This is a genomic window from Caballeronia sp. LP006 (genome assembly GCF_031450995.1).
In the GTDB taxonomy this organism is placed as follows: Bacteria; Pseudomonadota; Gammaproteobacteria; order Burkholderiales; family Burkholderiaceae; genus Caballeronia.
The window spans coordinates 1,987,039-2,007,999 of record NZ_JARTVW010000005.1 but is presented as its reverse complement, the minus strand read 5'-3'; the positions used below and the strand labels follow the sequence as shown (position 1 = coordinate 2,007,999).

Below are 20,961 nucleotides of genomic sequence, written 5' to 3'. Positions count from 1 at the left end.
CCGATAGTTTTTACAAGGCACGCCCACTCACTCGGTCGGCGTGTCGATCTAATCTTGCGCCGAAGCAAGCATCACGCCGGAGGGGCCTGCGTGCGCGTGGGCACGCGATGTGCTCACTCATGTCCGCTGGAATCGCCCAACGCGACACATCATCCCGACGCTTTACGCGTCACTCTATTCGAACTCATCATCTCATGCCGAACGAACTCCGCATTGCCGAGGGCTCTCCCTTTCCGCTCGGCGCGACCTGGGACGGAAAAGGCGTCAACTTCGCGCTGTTTTCCGCCCACGCCACCAAAGTCGAGCTGTGCCTCTTCGACGAAAAGGGCGAGCAGGAGACGCATCGCATCGAATTGCCCGAATATACCGACGAAGTCTGGCACGTCTACATCAACGACTTGGCGCCTGGCGCGGTCTATGGTTATCGCGTGCACGGACCGTACGAGCCCGAAGCGGGACATCGCTTCAATCCGAACAAGTTGCTGCTCGACCCGTATGCCAAGGCGCACGTTGGCGAACTAAAGTGGGACCCCGCCGTGTTCGGCTACACGCTCAACGCGGAAGGCGACGATCTCACCTTCGACGAACGCGACAGCGCGCCCTTCATGCAGAAGTGCCAGGTCGTCGATCAGACGTTCTCGTGGACGCACCCGACACGTGGCCGCGTGCCTTGGGAACACACGATCTTCTACGAGACCCACGTGCGCGGCTTCACGAAGCGCCATCCGGCGATTCCCGAGCATATGCGCGGCACGTTCGAAGGGCTCGGCCAGAAGGAAATCGTCGATTACATCAAGAGTCTGGGCGTAACGTCCGTCGAACTGATGCCGATCCAGGCGTTCGTCAACGACAGCTACCTGCTCGACAAGGGACTCACGAACTACTGGGGCTACAACACCATCGGCTTTTTCGCTGCCGATCCGCGCTTCTTTGCGCGCGGTTCGGGTGCGATCGCGGAGTTCAAGGAGATGGTCGACCGCCTGCACGAAGCCGGCCTCGAAGTGATCCTCGACGTGGTCTACAACCACACCGCCGAAGGCAACGAACGCGGGCCGACGCTGTCGTTCCGGGGTATCGACAACGCGTCGTACTATCGGCTGATGCCGGACGAGCCGCGTTACTACATCAACGATACGGGCACGGGCAACACGCTCAATCTTTCGCATCCGCGTGTCTTGCAGATGGTCACCGACAGCCTGCGTTACTGGGTGACGGAAATGAACGTCGATGGCTTCCGCTTCGATCTCGCCACCATTCTCGGACGCGAGACCTATGGATTCGACGAAGGCGGCGGGTTCCTCGACAGCTGCCGTCAGGACCCTATCCTCGCGACCGTGAAGCTGATCGCGGAGCCGTGGGATTGCGGTCCGGGCGGCTATCAGGTCGGCGGTTTCCCGCCGGGCTGGGCGGAATGGAACGACCGTTATCGCGATACCGTGCGCGGTTTCTGGAAGGGCGACGAAGGCGAAGCGCCAGAACTCGCCACGCGCATGACCGCGTCGGGCGACAAGTTCAACAAGCGCGGACGCCGTCCGTGGGCGAGCGTGAACTTCATCACGGCGCACGACGGCTTTACGCTCAACGATCTCGTCTCCTACAACGACAAGCATAACGACGCGAACGGCGAAGACAACAAGGACGGCCATTCGGACAACAAGTCGTGGAACTGCGGCGTGGAAGGTCCGACCGACGATCCCGAGATTCGCGCGCTGCGCGAGCGCCAGAAGCGCAATCTGCTCGCGACGCTCCTGTTCTCGCAGGGCACGCCGATGATCCTGGCCGGCGACGAATTCGGCCGCACGCAAGAGGGTAACAACAACGCGTATTGTCAGGACGACGATATCAGCTGGGTGAACTGGGATATCGACGACGAAGGTCGCGCGCTTACCGAGTTCGTCCGCAAATTGACGACCTTGCGCCATACGCTGCCCGTGCTGCGGCGTCAGCGCTTCCTGACTGGCGAGTATCGCCAGGATCTCGAAGTCGCGGACGTTAAGTGGCTCAGTCCGGACGGCCAGGAACTGTCGGACGAGCAATGGGGCGACCCGAACATGCGCTGCTTCGGCATGGTGCTCGACGGTCGCGCGCAGGCGACGGGCATTCGCAAGCCGGCATCCGATGCGACGTTGCTGCTGATCGTCAATTCATATCACGATGTCGTGGATTTCAAGCTGCCTGATATCCCGGGCTCGGATCAGTGGAGTTGCCTCATCGATACGAACGCGCCGATTCGCGAGGAACTGGAAGATTTCGACTCGGGCAACGTGTATCAGGTGACGGGGCGTTCGCTGCTGCTGTTGGCCTTGCATGCGCGCGGTGCGACGCGGCGAATCTTCAAGCGACTGGAAGAAGCGCTGACGGATGACGTGCCGCCCGATGCGCCGGAAGACAAACCGGCCGCGTGAGGAATGAGATGACCCTTGCGTAGTGACCGGACGCAAGCGGTTATCATGCAGTTCCCTCGATGACGACGAGGCGGCGGAGAGCCGCCTCTTTTTTTAACCATGCCATTTCGCTTCTTTTTCCCTGTGCGGTTGCATGAAAGACTTCGCGCGACGCCTGGCGCATGATGCTGCAAGCGTTGATGCGCGTTGCAACCTGGGATCAGCTCGAACGCATTTGGGAATTCGTGGTTGGGTTCTTCAAGTTCTTGTGGGCGTTGTTGCGGTTTTTGGGTGGCGGGGGGTGAGCCTTTCGCGTCCCTGAGGTATTGAGCTTTTGCGCGGGTTTATGGCAGCAACACTCGTCGACGTGCCGGACTGGGTCGGTCTCCAAAGCTGCTAATGCTCGAAATCTCGAGCTTTAGCGCACGTTCCACATGCTGAACGTTCCGGCCGAAAAGCCAAGCGAGCGCCCCCAAAAAAAACCCCGCACGAAGCGGGGCTCATAACGCCAGTTTCAAACCGCGCGAATCACGTATCGCGCCAGCTATCATCTGTGCTGCCGAGGTCTACGCCGCCACCGCCATCGCTCCAATCGTTCGAGCCGTTGCCGAAGTCGAGACCGCCACCGCCGCCGCCACCATTGCCGAAGTCCAGGCCGCCGCCGTTGTCGTTGCGACGTTCCACCGGCACGTCACGCTCGATTACGCGTTCTCGTCCGTTCGACAGCGCTTCGCCAAGCAGCACGCCAGTCAACAAACCGCCCATGCCGCCGCCAAATCCACCGCCGCCTTGCTGAATGACGACCGGTGGCTGTTGCCCTTGCTGCGGATACGGACCCTGTTGAGGATAAGGCCCCTGCGGCCCGTAAGGCTGCTGCTGCCCGCGCCCGAAGCGCTCCGCTTCTTGCGCATACGCCGACTGTCCCTGCGCCGCGGCCTGGGCAGCGTTCGGGTCGGGACGGCCTTCGGCGCGCGCCTTCAAACTCGCCACCTGATTTTCCAAATCCTGAATCGCATACGGCGGCACGGGGTTTTTGGCATCCGACAACGCCTCGACCATCTCACGCAATTGCGTCTCGGCGCCTTCCACTTCCTTTAGCAATGCCTCATGCCCAGGCGTCGTGGAAAGCCGGACGTCGAGCTTGAGCGAACGCACTTCGTTCAGCAGTTCGGTCGCGCGTTTGAGTTGCGTGCGACGATCGTCGTCGGCGCGGCCATCGTCACGGACGCGGGCGCGCTTCATTCCCCAGCGCAGCACGAGCGCAATCGCACCGATCAGCACGATCAAGCCGATCCACATGCCGATCGACGGTCCATGTTTCTGCGGCGCGACCTGTGCGCCCTGATTGAACGGATTGGTCGCGACCGCGCCGGTCGAACTGCGCGTCTCGTTACCGGCGTTTGGGCTGATGCTGGCGCGATTCGCATCGGCCTGAATGCGCGCCTGCGTTTCGTTGAAGCGCGCGAGCGTCGTGAAGCCAAGCGCGGGATCGATGGACTGCGCCTGTTGAAGATGCGAAAGCGCGTCGCTATAGCGGCCTTCGCGATCGAGCACCTGCGCATAGAGATAATGCGCATGAGCATTCTTCGGATGCGCGTCGAGCACTTCGCTCAACTGCGAATCGGCCTTTTGCCAGTTGCCTTGCGTCATCGACTGCTCGACTTGCTGCGCGGTTGGCACGGCGAAGGCGAGCGGAGACGCAACCGACAGGCAAAAGGCCAGGGACAGCGAGAGCGCAAGAGCCGACAGAGTCTTTTTCATGTTGCAGGCCGGGCGCGATAAGCACCCGTCTCCTTTCTGAGCTGCAATCGGGGAAAGCGAATGCTTGCATGCAAGCGCGATTCCCGCTGATTCGTCCGACGCGCGCGCGAGCCGCCAGGGCCGCGCCGCGCACTGACGAACATATTACTGCGCCGGCGTATTCAACTGCTTCTTCAGCGCTTCGAGACGGTCTTCCACGGACGGACCGCGATTGAGCGCCGCGAGTTTGTCATCGAGCGCCTTGCCCGACTTCTGATCCGCCGAATTCAGACGCGCGTCCGAGCGCGCGTTGGCCAACTGCACCTTGTCTTCGAGCTTCTGGAAGTCTTCGGACAGATTCTTTCCGCCGATGCCGCCCAGCGCGGTCGCCGCCGTGTCTTTCGCGGTGGCGATCTGCTGCTTGGCCTGCAGAATGTTCGAGCGCGCGTTCAAGTCGTTGCGACGTTGACGCATGTCGTTGATCTGCTGCTTCAAATGCTCCACCGAAGGCACGAGTGTCTGCAATTCGCCGGCGAGGGCATCGCGTTCCGTCTCGGCGTTGGCTTGCGCGGCGAGAGCTTCGCGCGCGAGGCTTTCATCGCCGGTTTGCAGCGCGCGCTTCGCGCCGTCTTCGTACTTCTTCGCTTTCTCGGCCGCGACGTCGCGCTTGCTCTGCTGCGTGGCGACCTGCGCCTCGATTTCGATCAACGAGTTCTCAGCCTTGGCGATGCTGTCGTCGAGCTCGCGCACGATCTGCCGCGCATCGCGCGATGGGTCCTGCATAGTGTCGGCTGCGTCGTTGAGCAGACCTTTGACCGTGCGCGTGATGGAATCCAGAAGCGACATGTATTTCTCCTTGATGAAGACCGCGGCATGCAAGCCCGCGCGGCTCGAATGTGAGGCGCATGGCGCAGGATTGCAAGCGTCGTTGACCAGCCGATGACGACCGGGTTTACCCCGCTTATTAGAGCATGCCGCGCCTTAATCGGGGCTTAAGCAAGGTGAAGGAGTGTAACGTCGTGCAAACGAACGAAGCGGAATACAGCGCGTGCTTCAGTTGTCCGCGCGGCCGTCGTCGGTTAGAGAGGCATCGTCGTCCAGAGGTTCGTCGGGACTTGCGGATTCGTCGGGCACAGGAAGGTGCGCAGGCTTCGCGGCCGCGCGCTTGGTGGCGCTTGCCGCTGCTTCCCGCGCCTCGCGGGCCGCGGCCTTGGCGGCGACGCTGCGCAAGGCCACGGTCAGTGGATCGGGTGCCTTGGGCGCGCGCAGGCGATCTACGATACCCGCTGCCTTGATCTGCTCGCTCGTTGCGTTGAAGTTGAGCACTGCACGCCGCATCAGCTCGCTCACGCTGATGCCGAGCTGATCCGCCGTGTTGCTGATGGCGAGTTTCTGCGCCGGGGTCACGAAAACAACGATGCGTTCGGTAGGCTTGGTCGTCATGAGCAGCTCGCAAATAGTAGGGCGGTTGTAAGCGCGTAAGCGCGTACGCACGAGTGGGCGCTTGAACCGCGTTCCCTATCATCAAACGGCACGACTTCTTTACCGCAACTTCTGGCGCCACTCTTAAAACCTGAGCGGCTTAAAACCAATCATATCGGTTTCGCGGGCTCGCGCGTGCGGCCGCGACCGCATGGCGACGATCCTCGGGCATTTCGAAAAACTGCTCTTCGATCAACCACTTGGCTATTTTCTCATACGGTTGTCCACAAGGCTCTCAACACTTTCGGTGGATAACCCTGGTGCAACCCCGACCCTTTCCGCCGAAGACCGGGTTTCGGGCGCCACATCGGCAATTACTTACAAAAAATCGCGACGGGTTTTGTAGCGTCGCCTGCGAATTCTTTAAAATGCGCTGTTATTCACGGTTACCGTCCCATACGGTCGAAGCCGGCCTGCCCATTCGCTTGGTCCCGTCTTTCTGAAAGTGCTCAGGCGCTGACATACCCAAGGCGCCACAGAGCGCGCGCTTCGAGGCGCGCGGAACGATCCCAGTCATGCCTATCATCAAACGACCCGACTCTACGAATTCATCGCGACTGAATTGCGAACCTCGCTGGAACGACTCATCCAACGACGCCGGCGGCGGCAATGGACGCAACGGCGGCAACGGACGCGATGGCGGCAATGGCGGCAATGGCGGCCGCAATGGAAAGAATGGCCGCGACGGGCGCGATTCCCGACGCTCGCCGCTCGCGCGCGTCGCGCTGTGGTTGGCAGGGCTCGCGGCTATCGGCGTGGTGGTGGGCGGGCTGATCGTCGGCTATGCGCTCGTCGTGATGGAGCCGAACCTGCCTTCGCTCGATGCGCTGATCGACTATCGTCCGAAAGTGCCGCTTAGGGTCTACACGTCGGATCACGTGCTGATCGGCGAATTCGGCGAAGAGCGCCGCAGCCTCGTGCGTTTTCAGGACATTCCCGACCAGATGAAGAAGGCGGTGCTCGCCATCGAGGATTACCGCTTTTACGATCACGGTGGCGTCGATTTTATCGGCATTCTGCGTGCTGGCGTGAGCGACATCACGCACGGCGGCGCGTCGCAAGGCGCAAGTACGATCACCATGCAGGTCGCGCGCAACTTCTTTCTGTCGAGCGAAAAGACTTATACGCGCAAAATCTACGAGATGCTGCTCGCCTACAAAATCGAGCGCGCGTTGACGAAAGACCAGATTCTCGAGTTGTATATGAATCAGATCTATCTCGGCGAACGCGCCTATGGTTTTTCCGCCGCGGCGCGCGTGTATTTCGGCAAGGACCTGAAGGACATCACGCTTGCCGAAGCCGCCATGCTCGCCGGTTTGCCGAAGGCGCCGTCGGCATATAACCCGGTGGTCAATCCGAAGCGCGCGAAGGTGCGTCAGCAGTACATTCTGAAGCGCATGTTCGATCTGCACTTCATCTCGCGCGAGCAATACGATCAGGCGGTCGCCGAAGAACTTCGCACGAAGTCGGGTGGCACCGAATACGGCGTGCATGCGGAGTACGTCGCGGAAATGGTGCGGCAGATGATGTACGCGCAGTACAAGGAAGAAGCGTACACGCGCGGCCTGACGGTCACGACGACCATCGATTCCGCCGATCAGGACGCGGCCTATCGCGCCGTGCGCAAGGGCATCATGGATTACGAGCGGCGTCACGGTTATCGCGGGCCGGAAGGCAGCATCGCTCTGCCGGGCAACGCGGACGATCGCGCCGAAGCCATCGAGGATGCGCTCGTCGATCATCCGGACAACGGCGAACTCGTCGCTGCCGTGGTGACCGTGGCGAACGCGAAGCAAGTGGTCGCGCAATTCGTCGGCGGCGATACGGCCACCATTTCCGGCGAGGGCCTGCGTTTCGTCGCGGCCGCGCTGCGCAACAATGCATCGAAGGCGCTTGCCATCAAGCCAGGGTCGATCATCCGGCTGGCGAAGGACGCGAAGGACACGTGGCAGATCACGCAATTGCCGCAAGTGGAAGGCGCGCTCGTTTCGATGGTGCCGCAAGACGGCGCGATCCGCGCGCTCGTCGGCGGCTTCGACTTCAACAAGAACAAGTTCAACCACGTGACGCAAGCTTGGCGTCAGCCGGGTTCGAGCTTCAAGCCGTTCATCTATTCGGCCGCGCTCGACAAGGGCTTGGGACCGGCGACCATCATCAACGACGCGCCGCTGTACTTTCCGCCCGCATCGCCCGGTGGCGACGCCTGGGAACCGAAGGACGACGATCAACCCGACGGCCCGATGTCCATGCGCACCGGCTTGCAGAAGTCGAAGAACCTGGTGTCGATTCGTATCCTGTCGTATATCGGCACGAGCTACGCGCAGGACTTCGTCACGCAGAAGTTCGGCTTCGACAAGGACAAGACGCCGCCGTATCTGCCGCTCGCGCTGGGCGCGGGACTCGTCACGCCGTTGCAGTTGAGCGGCGCGTACTCGGTGTTCGCGAATGGCGGCTATCGCATCAACCCGTATCTGATCGGCGAAGTCGCCGATGCGCGCGGCAGCGTCATTTCGCGCGCCGATCCGCTCACGGCCAGCAAGAACGCGCCGCAGACGCTCGAACCGCGCAACGCTTACGTCATGAATAGCCTGTTGCATACGGTGGCGACGGCGGGCACGGGTTCGGGCACCAACGTGCTCAAGCGCAGCGACCTGCAAGGCAAGACGGGTACGACCAACGACGCCAAGGACGGCTGGTTCGCGGGCTATCAGCATCAGCTCGTCGCGGTGGCGTGGATGGGCTACGACCAGCCGAAGACGCTGGGCAGCCGCGAGTTCGGCGCGCAGCTTGCGTTGCCGATCTGGGTCGACTTCATGGGACGCGCGTTGCGCGGCATCCCGCAGGAACAGATGCAGCGGCCCGACGGCGTGACCACCGTGGACGGCGAACTGTTCTATGCGGATCGAACGCCGGGTGCGGGCTTCGTTGCGAGCATCGGCATGGACAACGTCAATCCGACAGCGGGCGATACCAACACTACCGGCGGCGTCGGCCCGGCGGGCATGCAGGCGCCGCCCGCGCCGCAAGTCACCACCGATGAGCGCAAGCAGATCATGGATATGTTCAATAAGCCGTGATGGGTAAGGCAGGATAAAAAAACGCGCCGTGGTTCTAAACGAACCCGGCGCGTTTTCTTTTGGTGACGGTGCTTCAGTTACCGACCGTCGCCGCGGACTTCACCGCGCAACTCACATCGAGCGTGCTCTTGTCCGCGAAGCTGAACGTGAGCGGAATCGTCGAGCCGATCTTGAGTGGCTTGCCCGGCTGTTCGAGCATCACGTGATAACCCTTCGGTGCGAACTGTAGCGTGCCATGCGCGGGGACATCGACGGAATCGACGGGGGCCATCGTCGCGGTGCCGCTTTTGGTATCCGACTTGTGCATCATCGCCATGCCGAACGCGGGGGTATCGACGCCCGTGAGTGTGACGGCTTTGTCGCCATTGTTGGCCAGCGTGAAGTAGCCCGACGAAGGCAGGTTCGGCGGCATTGCGCGAACCCAGCAATCGCGCGCTTCGAGCGGCGCGGCATGAGACAGCGTCGCGAAAGATGCGCACGTCAGCGCGCCGAACAATACAGCGATTTTCTTCATTGCTTTCTCACTTGACCGTGAAGTTATAGTTGCCCTGCGTGCGATGACCATCGGCGGCGACAGCTGTCCATTGCACTTTGTAGACGCCCGGCTGCAAGTCGTGAAGTGCGACGCTCATGTGCTTTTTGTCTTTCGTATCGACGACGGACTTTTCGGTGTTGACCTGCTTGCCCTGACCATTGGTCACGGTCAGTTTGCTGAAGGTCGGTTCGAGCGCTTCGCCGAAGTCGATCGATACTTCGTGCGGCGCGTTGACGGTCGCGCCGGGCCCAGGCTGTTGCAGCTTCGGCAGCGCGTGCGCGAACGCAAACGACGCCGATGCGAAGAATGCGCAAGCCAGCGCGCCGCGCAAGGCGGATAGGGTACTCATGATGCATCCTTGTGATTTTCACGCTTGCCGCGCGAAGCGTGCAAACGCGAGGTATGGCATGTCGGAAGAGGGGAACGCGTATCAGGCGAGAGCAGGCGGCGCGCGAGGCAGCGCCACGCCTGGCGGCATGCGATGCGGCGCGGTGCTGTTTTGCTTGGCGACGAAAGTGTCGTCGGCCAAAGTCGATGCCGTGAAGCCATGCGGCATCGATGGCGGCGTAGGCGCATGCGCAAGCAGGTCGCAATATCCGCACGCTTGCAGATGCGAAAAAGCGTCATGGTTCGCGTGCGATGCGGTATCGACCGTATGCGCGATGCCATTCGAGCTCGACGCGCATATGGACGAGAAGAGCGCTTCGACGCGCTTGCCATCCAGCGTTTGCGATACGAGCGGCGCGAACGAAAGCAGCAGGATCGCGCATAGCGCAGCGAACCCGCTTAGCTTTCTGATCATGCCGCGACGCAAGTAATGCATGCCGTGCCCGAATCTTTTTTCAATGCTCGATGACCGATCGATTATGCCATGCGTCCCGCGATGGCCTTTCGACTAAACCAATGAAGCTTTGCTGCCCGCGTGGAAGATGAGCTTACGAAGAAGAACGCATGAAGACCATTGCGCTTGAGTAAGTGATGACTTATAATCTTTTCTTCGACGGACGCGGGGTGGAGCAGTCTGGCAGCTCGTCGGGCTCATAACCCGAAGGTCGTAGGTTCAAATCCTACCCCCGCAACCAAGCATTCAAGCAAAAGCCCGGTTAAAACCGGGCTTTTGCTTTTCCAGCACGCAGTTGCATACATGTATGGGCGCAGTACTGGAAGTAAGGCAAGTCGCAATACCTCCACTTCATGACCAGACGCGGCGCAACGCCTGCGTATCCCTCGTGTCAAAATCCCCTAAAGCTCGTCAGCGCTAACGCACATCGAACCTTTTCAAAGGACGCACGCCATCATGGATATTCCTCACGATCTGCAGATCATCGCGCATCAGGAACGCACGCTTGTGTTTCCGCAGTTTCATGCCGATGAAGCCTGGCAAACCGGCACGCAACTGCGCGAGATGGCGATGGCGCGCGGCGCGGTCGTGGTCATCGATGTGCGTACGTTCGGTCAGCGCATGTTCTTCGCTTCGCTCGATGGCGCCACGCCCGACAACGCGCGCTGGGCAAAACGCAAGGCGAGGACTGTCGAACACTTTCGCCGCAGTTCGTACGGGCTCGGTCTCTCGCTGCAACAGGCGGGCACCACGCTCGCCGACAAGTACGGCCTCAATGCCGCCGATTACTCAACGCACGGCGGCGGCTTTCCGCTGCGCGTCGCGAATGTCGGCGTGATCGGCTCCGTGACGGTGTCGGGGCTGCCGCAGCGCGAAGATCATCAGATGGTGGTCGAAGCGCTATGCGCGGTGCTCGGCCATGACTTCGCCGCATTGTCGCTCGGCCGCGTCTGAGCGTCGTCACGCATTCCAAAGACTCAACGGAGACCGAACCAGCCGATGCGTTCCACCGCTTATGTGTTGCTTGCGATTGCGATCGTCGCGGAAGTCGTCGCGACCTCCGCGCTACGCGCCTCCGATGGCTTCACGCGCGCGTTACCCGCGACCATCGTCGTGATCGGCTATGGGTTGTCGTTTTATCTGCTGTCGCTGACCTTGCGGACCTTGCCGGTCGGCCTCGTCTATGCCGTGTGGTCGGGCGCGGGCATCGTGTTGATTACGCTCGTCGCCACGTTCTTCTTCAAGCAGACGCCCGATATTCCCGCCATGTTGGGCATGGGGCTGATCGTCGCGGGCGTCATCGTGCTGAACGTGTTTTCGAAGATGAGCGCGCATTGACGCGGCGGGGCACCGCTACTTGCAGCGTACGATCATCGAGCGATTCTTGACGTTTGCCGTCACGACGTTGTTCAAGCCGCCGCCGCTCGGACCGCCTTCCTCGTTGTCCTTCGACACGATGTCGTAACCCGTCGCGCCGCATGCCTTGCCCGCGAGCACGTAGCAGCTCGCCCAGCTCGATCCGGCATCGGCGCCGCTGCAGTTCACTGCGTAGCCCGTCTGGCCATCGGGAAGATTGATGAGCGATGCATCGTTGGACGAAGCACATCCGCTCGTTCCGGCGATGGCAAAAACCGCGATCAGGGCGATGCCAGGCGCCGCCGCGCGCGCGATGAGCCGGCGTGAGCGCCGATCGAATTCCTTCATCTTTTCCTCGTGATTGCAATGACTTCGCCGCAGGACGTTTTTTCGGCGGCTTTTTGGGATACGCATTGTCCCATACGCTACGCGCGCCGTGAAAAAGCACGGTGGCTCGAACCGGGCGCGAGGCTTGCGAATCATCGAACGAACGGCGTTAAGCGGTAAAGACAGTTTCGCGTGAACTATTTTCCGGATCGCGCGCCTGATAGATAGCAAACGCCGGTTGTAATTGCCGCATGACGTGTGATTCGTCGCCAACATAAAAAGGAGGTCAACACGATGGCCGAAAGAGTGACCGGTCCTTACCGAGGGTATTACATCAGCGCGTCCGCCCGGCTCGTGCAGGCGCACGATGGCGATCGCAACGAAGACAACGCCGGACAGGCGCTCAAGCCGATCTATGTCGGCTCGGTGAGCCTGGCGCGTGGTGGTCCGGACGATGTGCATCGCTTCGAGGCGCTCGTCGATCTCGGCCCGGAACGGCGTTTCGCCACCGAGGATGCCGCGCTTGCGCACGTCGAACAGGCGGGGCGCGAGTATATCGACCGCTTGTTGCAACCGATGACGTGATGCGCCCCGTTCATCTCCGGCACGCGGTGCTTTATGACATCGCCAACTGCCTGATCGACCTCTTTCCGAGCGGCGCGGACATCGCGGAGATCGGCCTCGAAGCCACGCCCGCGTTGTTCGTGAGCTGGCGCACGAGCGGGGTGGCGAATCATCCGGGCAACATTGCCTGGGGTGTGCATTATCGGTTCGAGCCGCAGGTACTGCGCGACTATCCGCATCTGTCGGAGGAGGCGCGTGAGCGCGTATGCGAGCGGGTGCGCGACATGAGCCGCCTGCTCGATTTCAATTACGCCGATCCGCTGGCGAGCTCGCTGCTCGTCGTCGATGTGAACGAGGACGTGCTCGCAGCCTGACGCTTTACACTGCGCGCCGCTGGACCGCGCCGCATCGACGCAGTTACCATAAGCGCCTCGGTCCTTTGCTCGAAACCAATCCTGCAGAGAATGCCTGAACGACTTTGCGTCGGTGCTGTAACACTCCGGGGCCGGTTTCTTCGGACAGCAACCGCGCCTGAGCCACGAGAACATCATGGACATCCGTTTCCTTCCGGACGCGCCCGGTTATTGCGACTCCAACCTCACCATCGAATTCGCCGCGCTCGTCGACGGACGACGCGTACCGTGCGCCATATCGGTGGAAGCGCTGGAGGATCATTTCGGCGCCGAGACTTACGACAGCCGCGGCTGGATCAGCGCTTTCGATGCAGGCCGTGCGCGCATCGAAGCCGTGGCGCGCGAGCATCTGGAACTCACGAATGGCATGCCCGTGCTTCTCAAGAGCGGTCATTTTCCGCCGGGACGCGTGCTCGCCTGAAAGCGGCGCACGCTAGCGTTCCGTTAATTCGACTGCGTATCTCCGCTTTGCGGGTACTATCTCGCTACAGGCCGCACGCATGGCGATTCGTGCGGCACGACATTTGCTCGGGCATCTGCGCTTTATTATGCAAGCCACAACGAGCAACCATTATAAAAAGTCGCGCGGGGTCGTCATGTTTCTCTCCTTTTTCCACTCGCTTATCGAGTCGAACGCACTATGGCTCATCTGGGCAGCCGTCGGTGTCGTTTTCCTGGGTCTATGCATCGTCTTCGCCTCCGTGCTGCTGGGCGAATCCGACGAGCCGCTTTATCGAGCCGCGCCTCGCGATAGCGACAGCGGCAAGATGATCGTCTGATCGTTTTGCTGGCTAGCCGCGCCGCTTGCGCGGTGACCATTCGCGTCATGCAAATTCGGGTTTGACTAGCCGACAGGCGATGTCGACAATATCCCGCATGGATCTGCCGCGACACATATCGACACCACCGGGCAAGGCGCGTGAGCTGCGGCAAGAGCAGCGGGATGCCTTGCGCGGGCGCATACTCGACGTATCGCGAGCTATCGTGAAGCGTGAAGGCTTCGCAGCACTTTCGATGCGCCGGCTCGCGCAGGCAATCGACTATTCGCCTGCCGCTTTGTACTTGCATTTTCGGAGCCGCGCGGACATCGCGCACGCTTTGTGCGTGGAAGGACATGCGACATTGCGCGCGGCATTTGCGCCGCAAGCGAGCATTGCCGATCCCGCCGCGCGTCTTAGAGCAATGGCGCGCGTCTATGTCGAATTTGGCCTGGCCGAGCCCGAGACGTATCGGCTGATGTTCATGGACGCGGACCGCCGCGGCGATGGAACCCATGGCACCGATGACGGCATGGCTGCGCTTTCGTCGATGACCGATGCCTTCGTCGAACTACGCGCCGCGGGGCGGCTCAAGCGCCTGCCGCTGGAGACACTGCCGGCCGATTGCGCTCAGGCGTTGTGGGCGACTTTGCATGGCATCGTCGCGCTGGCGCTGTGCGGCGTATCGCGGGCAATGCCTGCGGCCGAGATACTCGAGTTATCGCTCGACGCGTGGCTCGCGTAGTGAACAACAGGTTGACCGCAGGTTGAGTACTGGCTGGCATCTGGCCTGCCAAACTGACTGACAGAACGAACCGACCCGACACTCCAACACGATGACCACCGAAGATATCCGTATCGACTCCGCCAACGGCATCGGCTTCATTGCACTCGATCGCCCGAAGGCTCTGAATGCGCTGTCCGCGCCCATGTTGCGCGCGATCAGCGAGGCCTTGCGCGCCTGGCGTCACGACCAGGCAATCCGCACCGTCGTGGTGTATAGCCCGCACGTGCGGGCGTTTTGCGCGGGCGGCGATATCCGCTTTCTCTACGAGTCGGCGCAGGCGGGCGACCGCGATTCGATCGACGCGTTTTTCACCGACGAGTACAAGCTCAACCACGCGATCTTCACCTTCCCGAAGCCGTATATCGCGGTGATGAACGGTGTCGTGATGGGCGGCGGCATGGGTATCTCGCAAGGCGCGCATCATACGGGCGGGCTGCGAATCGTCACGCAGTCGACCAAGATGGCGATGCCCGAGACGCGTATTGGACTCTTTCCCGATGTCGGCGTGAGCTGGTTTCTCGCGCGCGCGCCTGGCGCGATCGGGCGTTATCTGGCCGCGACGGGCGCGAGCATGGGCGCGGCAGACGCGCTCTATGCGCGCATGGCCGACGCTTATCTCGACGATGGCGCGTTGCCGGGCTTGATCGAATCGCTACGGCATCAGCGCTTTCTCGATGGCGTGGCGATCGTTCGCTTCGTCGAAAACGAGACGACCAAATACAAGGTGAGCCCGACGCTCGACCGCAGCGCGCTTGCCGAGGGACGCACGCTCATCGACAAGCATTTCGCCACGGGCTATGGCGCGGCGATTCTCGCATCGCTCGCGCGTGAGACGGATGGCGCCGCGCGCGAGTGGGCCGAGCGCGTGGCGGCGGAACTGCGCGAACGTTCGCCTTTGTCGGTGGATGTCTCACTGCAGCAGGTGGATCGCGCGCGGTATTCGTCGATGGCGGAGACCTTGCGCCGCGACCTCGATCTCACGCGCACGACGTTCGAACGCGGCGATGTGATCGAAGGCATTCGGGCGCGTATCGTCGACAAGGACAATCAGCCGAGCTGGAAGATCGCGCGGGCGGAGGAGGTGGGCGTCAAGGATGTCGAACGTATGTTCGAGAGTGCCTGGACGCCGGCGACGCATCCGCTGCGTTTGCTCAAGGACTGAGCGTTCTTAGCGAGAACGCGCGATCAACGCGACTCGTTGCCGGCCGAGAAAGCGCGCATGAAGACGAGCGCGCCCCAGCCCCAGATTGCGTTGGCGATGAAGTTGGGCGCGAGTCGCGGCAGCATATTGCCGCTTGGCCAGATGCCGCGCGCGGGATCGATCACGAATGCGCCGACCGCGGTCAGCACGATGCCGCCGAATACGAGCGAGCCAATCCACGGCGCGCGGTTCTCCGGCGCGACGCGCAAGAGCCACGAGAGCAGCACGCCGAACACCGCGCTCCATAACGCATTCGCGATGAAAGTTGGAATGCCGAGCGGCAGAAAAGGGGTGATGGAAAAGCCGGCTTGATCGATGAGACCTGCTGCATGCAGCAGCGCGAGCGTCGATTCCCGAAAGAAGAGTGCGGCAAGAAAACCAGAAACGAACGGCAGAATGACTTTATGCATTGGCAGGACCGCTTGCGGCGAACCGCGGCTCTCGTTGGTTGTCGTGACGCGCCATTATAGGGGCGCGCGAGCCGGTGTCGAAGCGATGCCTAAGCAGATATGACGCGGACGCGCTTACTTTGCAATGGCGTCGCTCGCCGGACTGTGATGCAGCATGCGGTCGCTGTTGGGCGGCGGGTTGGGGCGCTTCACCGGCATGTTGTCGGGATTGTTCGGGCGCGTGGTCTCGGCGGAAGGCGAGCCGGGTGCGCTCGGCGGCTTGACCATCGAGGCGTTATCGTCGGGGCGCGCGGTTTGGGCTTGCGCCACTACGGCCGAGCAGATGAGGAGCAGCGCGAGGGTCGTTTTTTTCATGTCGAGTCTCCACGAGCGAAGCCGCGGCTGGAGCGCCGCGGTCTTTGATGAGACAGGCGCGTCGGCTGAAAATTCGCGCGGATCGCATATTCGGTTTTTTTGGAGGAATGCGGAAGCTGCGACGTGCGCCGCTTGATCGCACGCGGAAGGTCTCACGGCCAATCTGCGGGATGGAGGCGAAGGAGGTCCAACGGCATTCGGATCACGCCTGACGGGGCCGGTGACCGGTCCCAACCACCGGGTGTCGCCGCCGGGAATGACACTGATCTCAGGGCCACGTATCGATAGCTCAACCGACTACAACAATGGACTGAGTGGATCTGAAGTTATCCGCCCGCAGACAAAGCGCTTCGCCGCACTGCGGTAAAATCACACCTTCGCCTTAAACCGATGCAGACCGCGCCACGGTCAGTCGCTCCACATGTCCGCCGTTCAAAAAATCAGCCCCCGCCGCGTGTCCGTCGCTCCGATGATGGACTGGACCGACAGGCATTGCCGCTCGTTGCATCGGCTCGTGTCGCGGCACGCTTACCTCTACACAGAGATGGTGACCACGGGCGCCCTGCTTTACGGCGATGTCGCGCGTCACCTTGCGTTCACGCCCGCGGAAGCGCCGGTTGCGTTGCAACTCGGAGGCAGCGAGCCGGCCGATCTGGCAAAGAGCGCGAAGCTCGGCGAGCAGTGGGGCTATGACGAAATCAATCTGAATTGCGGCTGCCCGTCCGAGCGCGTGCAGCGCGGCGCGTTCGGTGCATGTCTGATGAAAGAGCCGCAACTAGTAGCAGACGGTGTGAAAGCCATGCGCGATGCCGTATCGATTCCCGTGACGGTCAAGCACCGCATCGGCGTCGATTCCGTCGAGGACTACGCGTTCGTGCGCGATTTTGTCGGCACCGTCGCCGATGCGGGTTGCGAAGTGTTCATCGTCCATGCTCGCAACGCGATCCTGAAAGGCCTGAGCCCGAAGGAGAACCGCGAGATTCCGCCGCTCAAATACGAATATGCGTATCAACTGAAGCGGGATTTTCCGCATCTGGAGATTTCGATCAACGGCGGCATCAAGACGCTCGACGAGGTCGAGGAACATCTGAAACACGTCGATGGCGTCATGTTGGGCCGTGAGGCTTATCACAACCCGTATGTGCTCGCGGGCGTCGATACACGCTTTTATGGCGCGACGACGGCGATTCCTTCACGCGAGGAAATCGAAGCCGGACTCATTGGCTATGCACGCAACGAACATGCGCGCGGCACGTATCTCGGCGCGGTGACACGTCACGCGCTTGGGCTGTATCGCGGCACTGCCGGTGCGCGTGGATGGCGGCGCGTGCTTTCCGATAGCCGGCGGCTGGCAACCGGCGATCTCGCGATTTTCGACGAAGCGCGTGCTCATTTGCGCGAAGGTGCGGAAGCTATCGAATCTTGAAGCCGTCTAGCGAACGAAGATGCGTGAAAGGGCTAGGCAAGCGCAATTTTAGTTCGTATAATCTCGCTTCTTGATTGCTGAGCAACTTTCGGCAAGATGGAATCAGGTAGTTCAGTGGTGGCTGTAGCTCAGTTGGTAGAGTCCAGGATTGTGATTCCTGTCGTCGTGGGTTCGAGTCCCATCAGCCACCCCACAAAGAATTCTGAAGATTAAAGTATTACGGAACGGCGCTCTGCGAATGCAGAGCGCCGTTTTTGCTTTCAAATGATCCAAACTTGTGAGACAGATTTTGCCGAATTGGGCGATGCAGCAGCTGAGCTGCCAGCCTACTGAGTCGGTTCAGAATTGTCGTATGGACGGTAGGTCGAATCCGCTTCAGGGTTGCTCCTTTTTCACGGAGGGGTAATGAGGCGCTCGCTAATAACATTTTTTTCAATTGCTGCCGCATCATCAACGGCATGGGCTGCTTCGGCTGATCTGGTCCGAACTGGGCCGATCCGAACGCCTTATGGGATGGCCACTGGATGCATGTACTTGACGGACGCAGGACAAACAGTGGTGCTGTCTGTCCCTGCGGGTTCTGGGTGCAGTCCGAGAATCTATTCGAGAGCGCCATCCATGGCTGAAAGCGCAAACGACTTCAACCGCGCTAGAGACGCTTCGTTGTCGAGCGGAACGACGGCACAAGGGATGATGATGGACAACTATCAGCGAAGCATGCACATTCAACAGTGCATGCAAGCCGGTAACTGCTAACAAAGGCTACGCAACACCGACCCCGCCAAAGCGGGGTTTACTCTTTGGTGTAGGCGCATCAACTGCATTACATGCCTCCACTGACGGCATTGGTTTCCGCTAACCCCCACACCTCCCCCGTGCTAGCATCATCAAACCACCATTCCGAACACGGCAACGGAGGCAGCCATGACTACCTTGGCGATAGACGGCGTGCGCTGGGTCAACGATCGCGTGACCAACGTGCGCTGGGGCAGCTTCGATTCCGCGACCAACGACTGGGCCGCGCCCACCACCATCGTGGAAGTGCAGGAGGTCGTGGACGCCATCAAGAGCGGCAAGGAAGTCCGCACGCTCTTTACCCTCGGCGGTCGCACTTTTCTCGGTCCGAAAGTCAGCTCGCTGCCCTACGCGAACGGCCATATCGGCATCGAAGCGCGCGTGCAAGACGGGCAGATCGAAAAATCGCTCGAGGATTTGCCGCCAGTCTGACGGCGCGCCGCACGCATTGAAAGCACACGGAGAAGGGCGTTGAACCGGGAGCAGGCGCTTCGCTTCGAAAGCGAATTCATGCCGCGTATCGCCGAGCGAGTGGCGGCGCTGCTTCACGGCGTGCGCGTCGATATCGTTCCCGGCGAATATCCGCACCAGCCTGCCAAATTGCACCTCAGCGCTCAAACCCCACCGCATGCGAACGACGAGCGCGCGCGTGGTTATCCGTTGCCGCTCAACATCTTTCTCACGTGGGACGACGAGGAGATCGAGCGTCTCATGCATCCGCACGGGGAGGCGCGCTTTATGCGCTATCTGGACGCACTCGACATCAAGTTCGCGGCCTGGCAAGGCGCACGCGATGTCGATATGGTCACGCGCTCGCAGGCCGAGACTTCCGTGCTGCTTGGCGGTCTGGATTTCGAAGCCTGAGCGACGTTCGTCGTCACCGCGCGTGTCGTGGTTCCACCAAGGAGGAGGTCAGGATGACATCGTCAAAAGAAGGCAACGTCCGCGCGTTCGTGCAGACGGCCGAGCAAGCGGGCGGATTCGTCTGGGTACTCGTGCTAGTCGATTTCGAAGCGCGCGAAGTGAGACGCGCGCTCGTATCGGAAGAAAATTTCGCTACCGCAGATGCCGCGCGCGACGCCGGCAACGATCAGCTAAAAGGCATGAGCAACGATCGCTGAGGCTAGGATTGGCAATACGCACGGTTCGCAGCCGTGCGCCGCTAAACTCGTTCGACAATTCCGCACATTTTCCTCGATTTACCCGTACGGCATTGCTCGCAAAGCCCGCCATACTGCCTTCACACTGATCAACGTTCAAAGGAGAACGTCATGAATCGCTTCGAAGGCAAGACAGTTTTGGTTACGGGCGGCAACAGCGGCATTGGTCTGGCGGCGGCGCAGGCATTCGCCGCGGAAGGCGCGCGCGTCGTCATCACGGGTCGCGATGAAGTCTCTCTCGGCAAGGCGCGCGAGACGCTCGGCGCTAACGCCGTCGCCATACGCAATGTCACGGGCACCATCGCCGCCGCGCAGGAACTCGCGCGGCATCTCGGCGACGCGCACATCCGGCTCGACGCCGTGTTCGTCAATGCAGGCGTCGCCACGTTCGCTCCGTTCGTCGACATCGACGAGAAAGCGTGGGACGAAACCTTCGCGATCAACGTGAAGGGTCCGTATTTTCAGATTCAGGCGCTCGTGCCGCTACTGAACGAAGGCGCATCCATCGTGCTGAACGGTTCGATCAACGCGCATATCGGCATGCCCGCTTCGTCGATCTATGCCGCGAGCAAGGCAGCGCTCATCTCGCTTGCGAAGACGCTCTCGGCGGAATTGCTGCCGCGCGGCGTGCGTGTGAACGTGGTGAGCCCCGGTCCCATCGCGACGCCTTTGCACGACAAGCTCGGCCTCGCCGATGAAGCCGCCGCGCAACTGCAAAGCCAGATTCCGCTCGGGCGCTTCGGCAAGTCGAGCGAAGTGGCGGCGACGGTGCTGCTGCTGGCGTCGGCGGAGGCGGGGTTCATCGTGGGCTCTGAACTAGTGATCGATGGCGGGATGAGTCAGCTTTGAAGCCGGTGCGGTGATCGACATGGCCGCGCGTGGTTGCGCGGTCATGTCGTGCTGCCTGCGAACCGGGACACGACGCGCCTCGGACTGCTGGCAGAATCGACTGTTCTCGAAGCCACGATCAAAATCAGCGTCACATGAGCCATCCACCCGAAGAAGACCACGGCAGCACCCGCGAAGCACGCTTTCGCCGCTACGACGCCGCGGGCGAAGCGTCCGTCCGCGCCGATCTCGACGAAGCCGCCACGAGCGACCCCGAAGCCGCATCCAAACGCGCGTGGTTGCACGGCAAGGAGGTCGCGCATCAGGACGAGCAGTTTCGCGCGATGTTCGCATCCGTCAATTCGGCCAACGACGCCGCGCAACTCGCCCGCGAATCCGCGCAGGCATCGCGCCGTTCGGCCTTTTGGACGATGATCGCGGCAATCGCGGCCACGGCCGGTGTGATCGTCAACGCGGCGATCGCGCTTGGCTGGCTCGACTGGCTCAAACGCTAAGGCGCTAA

The 20,961-nt window shown here is 61.4% G+C and carries 25 protein-coding genes and 2 tRNA genes; 18 read left to right on the top strand and 9 right to left on the bottom strand.

Going from position 1 to position 20,961, the window contains the following annotated elements:
* Positions 1-194 precede the first annotated feature (194 nt).
* Positions 195-2,405: a glycogen debranching protein GlgX gene (glgX, locus tag P9250_RS25985; protein ID WP_250492328.1), complete on the top strand. Its 2,211-nt coding sequence runs from the start codon at positions 195-197 to the stop codon at positions 2,403-2,405.
* 507 nt (positions 2,406-2,912) lie between these two features.
* On the opposite strand, the gene P9250_RS25980 is transcribed toward glgX, so the two are convergent.
* The 3 genes from P9250_RS25980 to P9250_RS25970 form a co-directional block, all read right to left on the bottom strand.
* Complete coding sequence (locus P9250_RS25980) at positions 2,913-4,145, bottom strand: tetratricopeptide repeat protein (RefSeq protein WP_310395938.1); 1,233 nt, start codon at positions 4,143-4,145, stop codon at positions 2,913-2,915.
* A 144-nt stretch (positions 4,146-4,289) separates the two neighbouring features.
* Entirely contained in the window at positions 4,290-4,970 is a 681-nt protein-coding gene (locus P9250_RS25975) for a PspA/IM30 family protein (RefSeq protein ID WP_244825282.1), read from the bottom strand.
* Between the two features lie 207 nt (positions 4,971-5,177).
* The gene (locus tag P9250_RS25970) at positions 5,178-5,567 is read right to left on the bottom strand and encodes a plasmid mobilization protein (protein WP_250509063.1); all 390 of its coding nucleotides are present in this window, start codon (positions 5,565-5,567) and stop codon (positions 5,178-5,180) included.
* Between the two features lie 554 nt (positions 5,568-6,121).
* Here P9250_RS25970 and P9250_RS25965 point away from each other — a divergent pair.
* Entirely contained in the window at positions 6,122-8,683 is a 2,562-nt protein-coding gene (locus P9250_RS25965) for a penicillin-binding protein 1A (protein WP_310395935.1), read from the top strand.
* Between the two features lie 73 nt (positions 8,684-8,756).
* Here the strand turns inward: P9250_RS25965 and P9250_RS25960 are convergent, their stop codons facing one another.
* The 3 genes from P9250_RS25960 to P9250_RS25950 all read right to left on the bottom strand — a co-directional run bounded on the left by P9250_RS25960 (position 8,757) and on the right by P9250_RS25950 (position 10,020).
* A complete protein-coding gene (locus tag P9250_RS25960) occupies positions 8,757-9,197 on the bottom strand; it encodes a copper chaperone PCu(A)C (RefSeq protein ID WP_250464726.1) in 441 nt (146 codons plus the stop codon).
* Between the two features lie 7 nt (positions 9,198-9,204).
* Complete coding sequence (gene copC / locus P9250_RS25955) at positions 9,205-9,567, bottom strand: copper homeostasis periplasmic binding protein CopC (protein ID WP_244825279.1); 363 nt, start codon at positions 9,565-9,567, stop codon at positions 9,205-9,207.
* Between the two features lie 81 nt (positions 9,568-9,648).
* On the bottom strand, positions 9,649-10,020 hold the full coding sequence (locus tag P9250_RS25950; protein WP_310395931.1) for a DUF2946 domain-containing protein: 372 nt from the start codon (positions 10,018-10,020) through the stop codon (positions 9,649-9,651).
* A 203-nt stretch (positions 10,021-10,223) separates the two neighbouring features.
* Between P9250_RS25950 and P9250_RS25945 the strand changes: the two genes are divergently transcribed.
* The 3 genes from P9250_RS25945 (at position 10,224) to P9250_RS25935 (ending at position 11,397) form a co-directional block, all read left to right on the top strand.
* Positions 10,224-10,300, top strand: a tRNA-Met gene (locus P9250_RS25945).
* Between the two features lie 215 nt (positions 10,301-10,515).
* Positions 10,516-11,013 (top strand): heme-degrading domain-containing protein, encoded by a 498-nt coding sequence (locus tag P9250_RS25940; protein ID WP_310395928.1) that lies wholly within the window; start codon positions 10,516-10,518, stop codon positions 11,011-11,013.
* Between the two features lie 45 nt (positions 11,014-11,058).
* Entirely contained in the window at positions 11,059-11,397 is a 339-nt protein-coding gene (locus P9250_RS25935; protein WP_244825276.1) for a multidrug efflux SMR transporter, read from the top strand.
* A gap of 15 nt (positions 11,398-11,412) precedes the next feature.
* On the opposite strand, the gene P9250_RS25930 is transcribed toward P9250_RS25935, so the two are convergent.
* Positions 11,413-11,763: a hypothetical protein gene (locus P9250_RS25930; protein ID WP_250525878.1), complete on the bottom strand. Its 351-nt coding sequence runs from the start codon at positions 11,761-11,763 to the stop codon at positions 11,413-11,415.
* A 273-nt stretch (positions 11,764-12,036) separates the two neighbouring features.
* On the opposite strand from P9250_RS25930, the gene P9250_RS25925 reads away from it, so the two are divergent.
* The 6 genes from P9250_RS25925 to P9250_RS25900 all read left to right on the top strand — a co-directional run bounded on the left by P9250_RS25925 (position 12,037) and on the right by P9250_RS25900 (position 15,426).
* Positions 12,037-12,327 carry a hypothetical protein gene (locus P9250_RS25925; RefSeq protein ID WP_250525877.1) on the top strand — a complete coding sequence of 97 codons (291 nt, stop codon included), beginning with the start codon at positions 12,037-12,039 and terminating at the stop codon, positions 12,325-12,327.
* Positions 12,327-12,680: a hypothetical protein gene (locus P9250_RS25920; protein WP_244825273.1), complete on the top strand. Its 354-nt coding sequence runs from the start codon at positions 12,327-12,329 to the stop codon at positions 12,678-12,680. Before P9250_RS25925 ends, P9250_RS25920 begins: the two co-directional genes overlap by 1 nt.
* A gap of 175 nt (positions 12,681-12,855) precedes the next feature.
* On the top strand, positions 12,856-13,140 hold the full coding sequence (locus P9250_RS25915) for a DUF1488 domain-containing protein (protein ID WP_310395925.1): 285 nt from the start codon (positions 12,856-12,858) through the stop codon (positions 13,138-13,140).
* A gap of 79 nt (positions 13,141-13,219) precedes the next feature.
* Positions 13,220-13,498, top strand: a complete 279-nt coding sequence (locus tag P9250_RS25910) for a hypothetical protein (RefSeq protein ID WP_310395922.1) — start codon at positions 13,220-13,222, stop codon at positions 13,496-13,498.
* Between the two features lie 79 nt (positions 13,499-13,577).
* Complete coding sequence (locus P9250_RS25905) at positions 13,578-14,222, top strand: TetR/AcrR family transcriptional regulator (RefSeq protein ID WP_310395920.1); 645 nt, start codon at positions 13,578-13,580, stop codon at positions 14,220-14,222.
* Between the two features lie 91 nt (positions 14,223-14,313).
* A complete protein-coding gene (locus P9250_RS25900) occupies positions 14,314-15,426 on the top strand; it encodes an enoyl-CoA hydratase/isomerase family protein (RefSeq protein ID WP_310395918.1) in 1,113 nt (370 codons plus the stop codon).
* A gap of 23 nt (positions 15,427-15,449) precedes the next feature.
* Here P9250_RS25900 and P9250_RS25895 read toward each other — a convergent pair whose 3' ends face one another.
* Together P9250_RS25895 and P9250_RS25890 are read right to left on the bottom strand one after the other, a co-directional pair.
* Positions 15,450-15,875, bottom strand: coding sequence for a hypothetical protein (locus P9250_RS25895; RefSeq protein WP_244825268.1), 426 nt, complete (start codon positions 15,873-15,875; stop codon positions 15,450-15,452).
* Between the two features lie 114 nt (positions 15,876-15,989).
* Positions 15,990-16,229: a hypothetical protein gene (locus tag P9250_RS25890; RefSeq protein ID WP_244825267.1), complete on the bottom strand. Its 240-nt coding sequence runs from the start codon at positions 16,227-16,229 to the stop codon at positions 15,990-15,992.
* A gap of 421 nt (positions 16,230-16,650) precedes the next feature.
* Between P9250_RS25890 and dusA the strand changes: the two genes are divergently transcribed.
* The 7 genes from dusA (at position 16,651) to P9250_RS25855 (ending at position 20,953) form a co-directional block, all read left to right on the top strand.
* The gene (gene dusA, locus P9250_RS25885) at positions 16,651-17,655 is read left to right on the top strand and encodes a tRNA dihydrouridine(20/20a) synthase DusA (protein WP_310395916.1); all 1,005 of its coding nucleotides are present in this window, start codon (positions 16,651-16,653) and stop codon (positions 17,653-17,655) included.
* A gap of 117 nt (positions 17,656-17,772) precedes the next feature.
* A tRNA-His gene (locus tag P9250_RS25880) sits at positions 17,773-17,848 on the top strand.
* 731 nt (positions 17,849-18,579) lie between these two features.
* Positions 18,580-18,882: a hypothetical protein gene (locus P9250_RS25875; protein ID WP_244825265.1), complete on the top strand. Its 303-nt coding sequence runs from the start codon at positions 18,580-18,582 to the stop codon at positions 18,880-18,882.
* Between the two features lie 39 nt (positions 18,883-18,921).
* Positions 18,922-19,314, top strand: coding sequence for a DUF5594 family protein (locus tag P9250_RS25870; protein WP_250464744.1), 393 nt, complete (start codon positions 18,922-18,924; stop codon positions 19,312-19,314).
* A gap of 53 nt (positions 19,315-19,367) precedes the next feature.
* Positions 19,368-19,571 carry a hypothetical protein gene (locus P9250_RS25865; RefSeq protein ID WP_244825263.1) on the top strand — a complete coding sequence of 68 codons (204 nt, stop codon included), beginning with the start codon at positions 19,368-19,370 and terminating at the stop codon, positions 19,569-19,571.
* 150 nt (positions 19,572-19,721) lie between these two features.
* Positions 19,722-20,459 carry an SDR family oxidoreductase gene (locus P9250_RS25860; RefSeq protein WP_310395913.1) on the top strand — a complete coding sequence of 246 codons (738 nt, stop codon included), beginning with the start codon at positions 19,722-19,724 and terminating at the stop codon, positions 20,457-20,459.
* A gap of 134 nt (positions 20,460-20,593) precedes the next feature.
* Positions 20,594-20,953 carry a hypothetical protein gene (locus P9250_RS25855; RefSeq protein ID WP_244825260.1) on the top strand — a complete coding sequence of 120 codons (360 nt, stop codon included), beginning with the start codon at positions 20,594-20,596 and terminating at the stop codon, positions 20,951-20,953.
* Positions 20,954-20,961 lie beyond the last annotated feature (8 nt).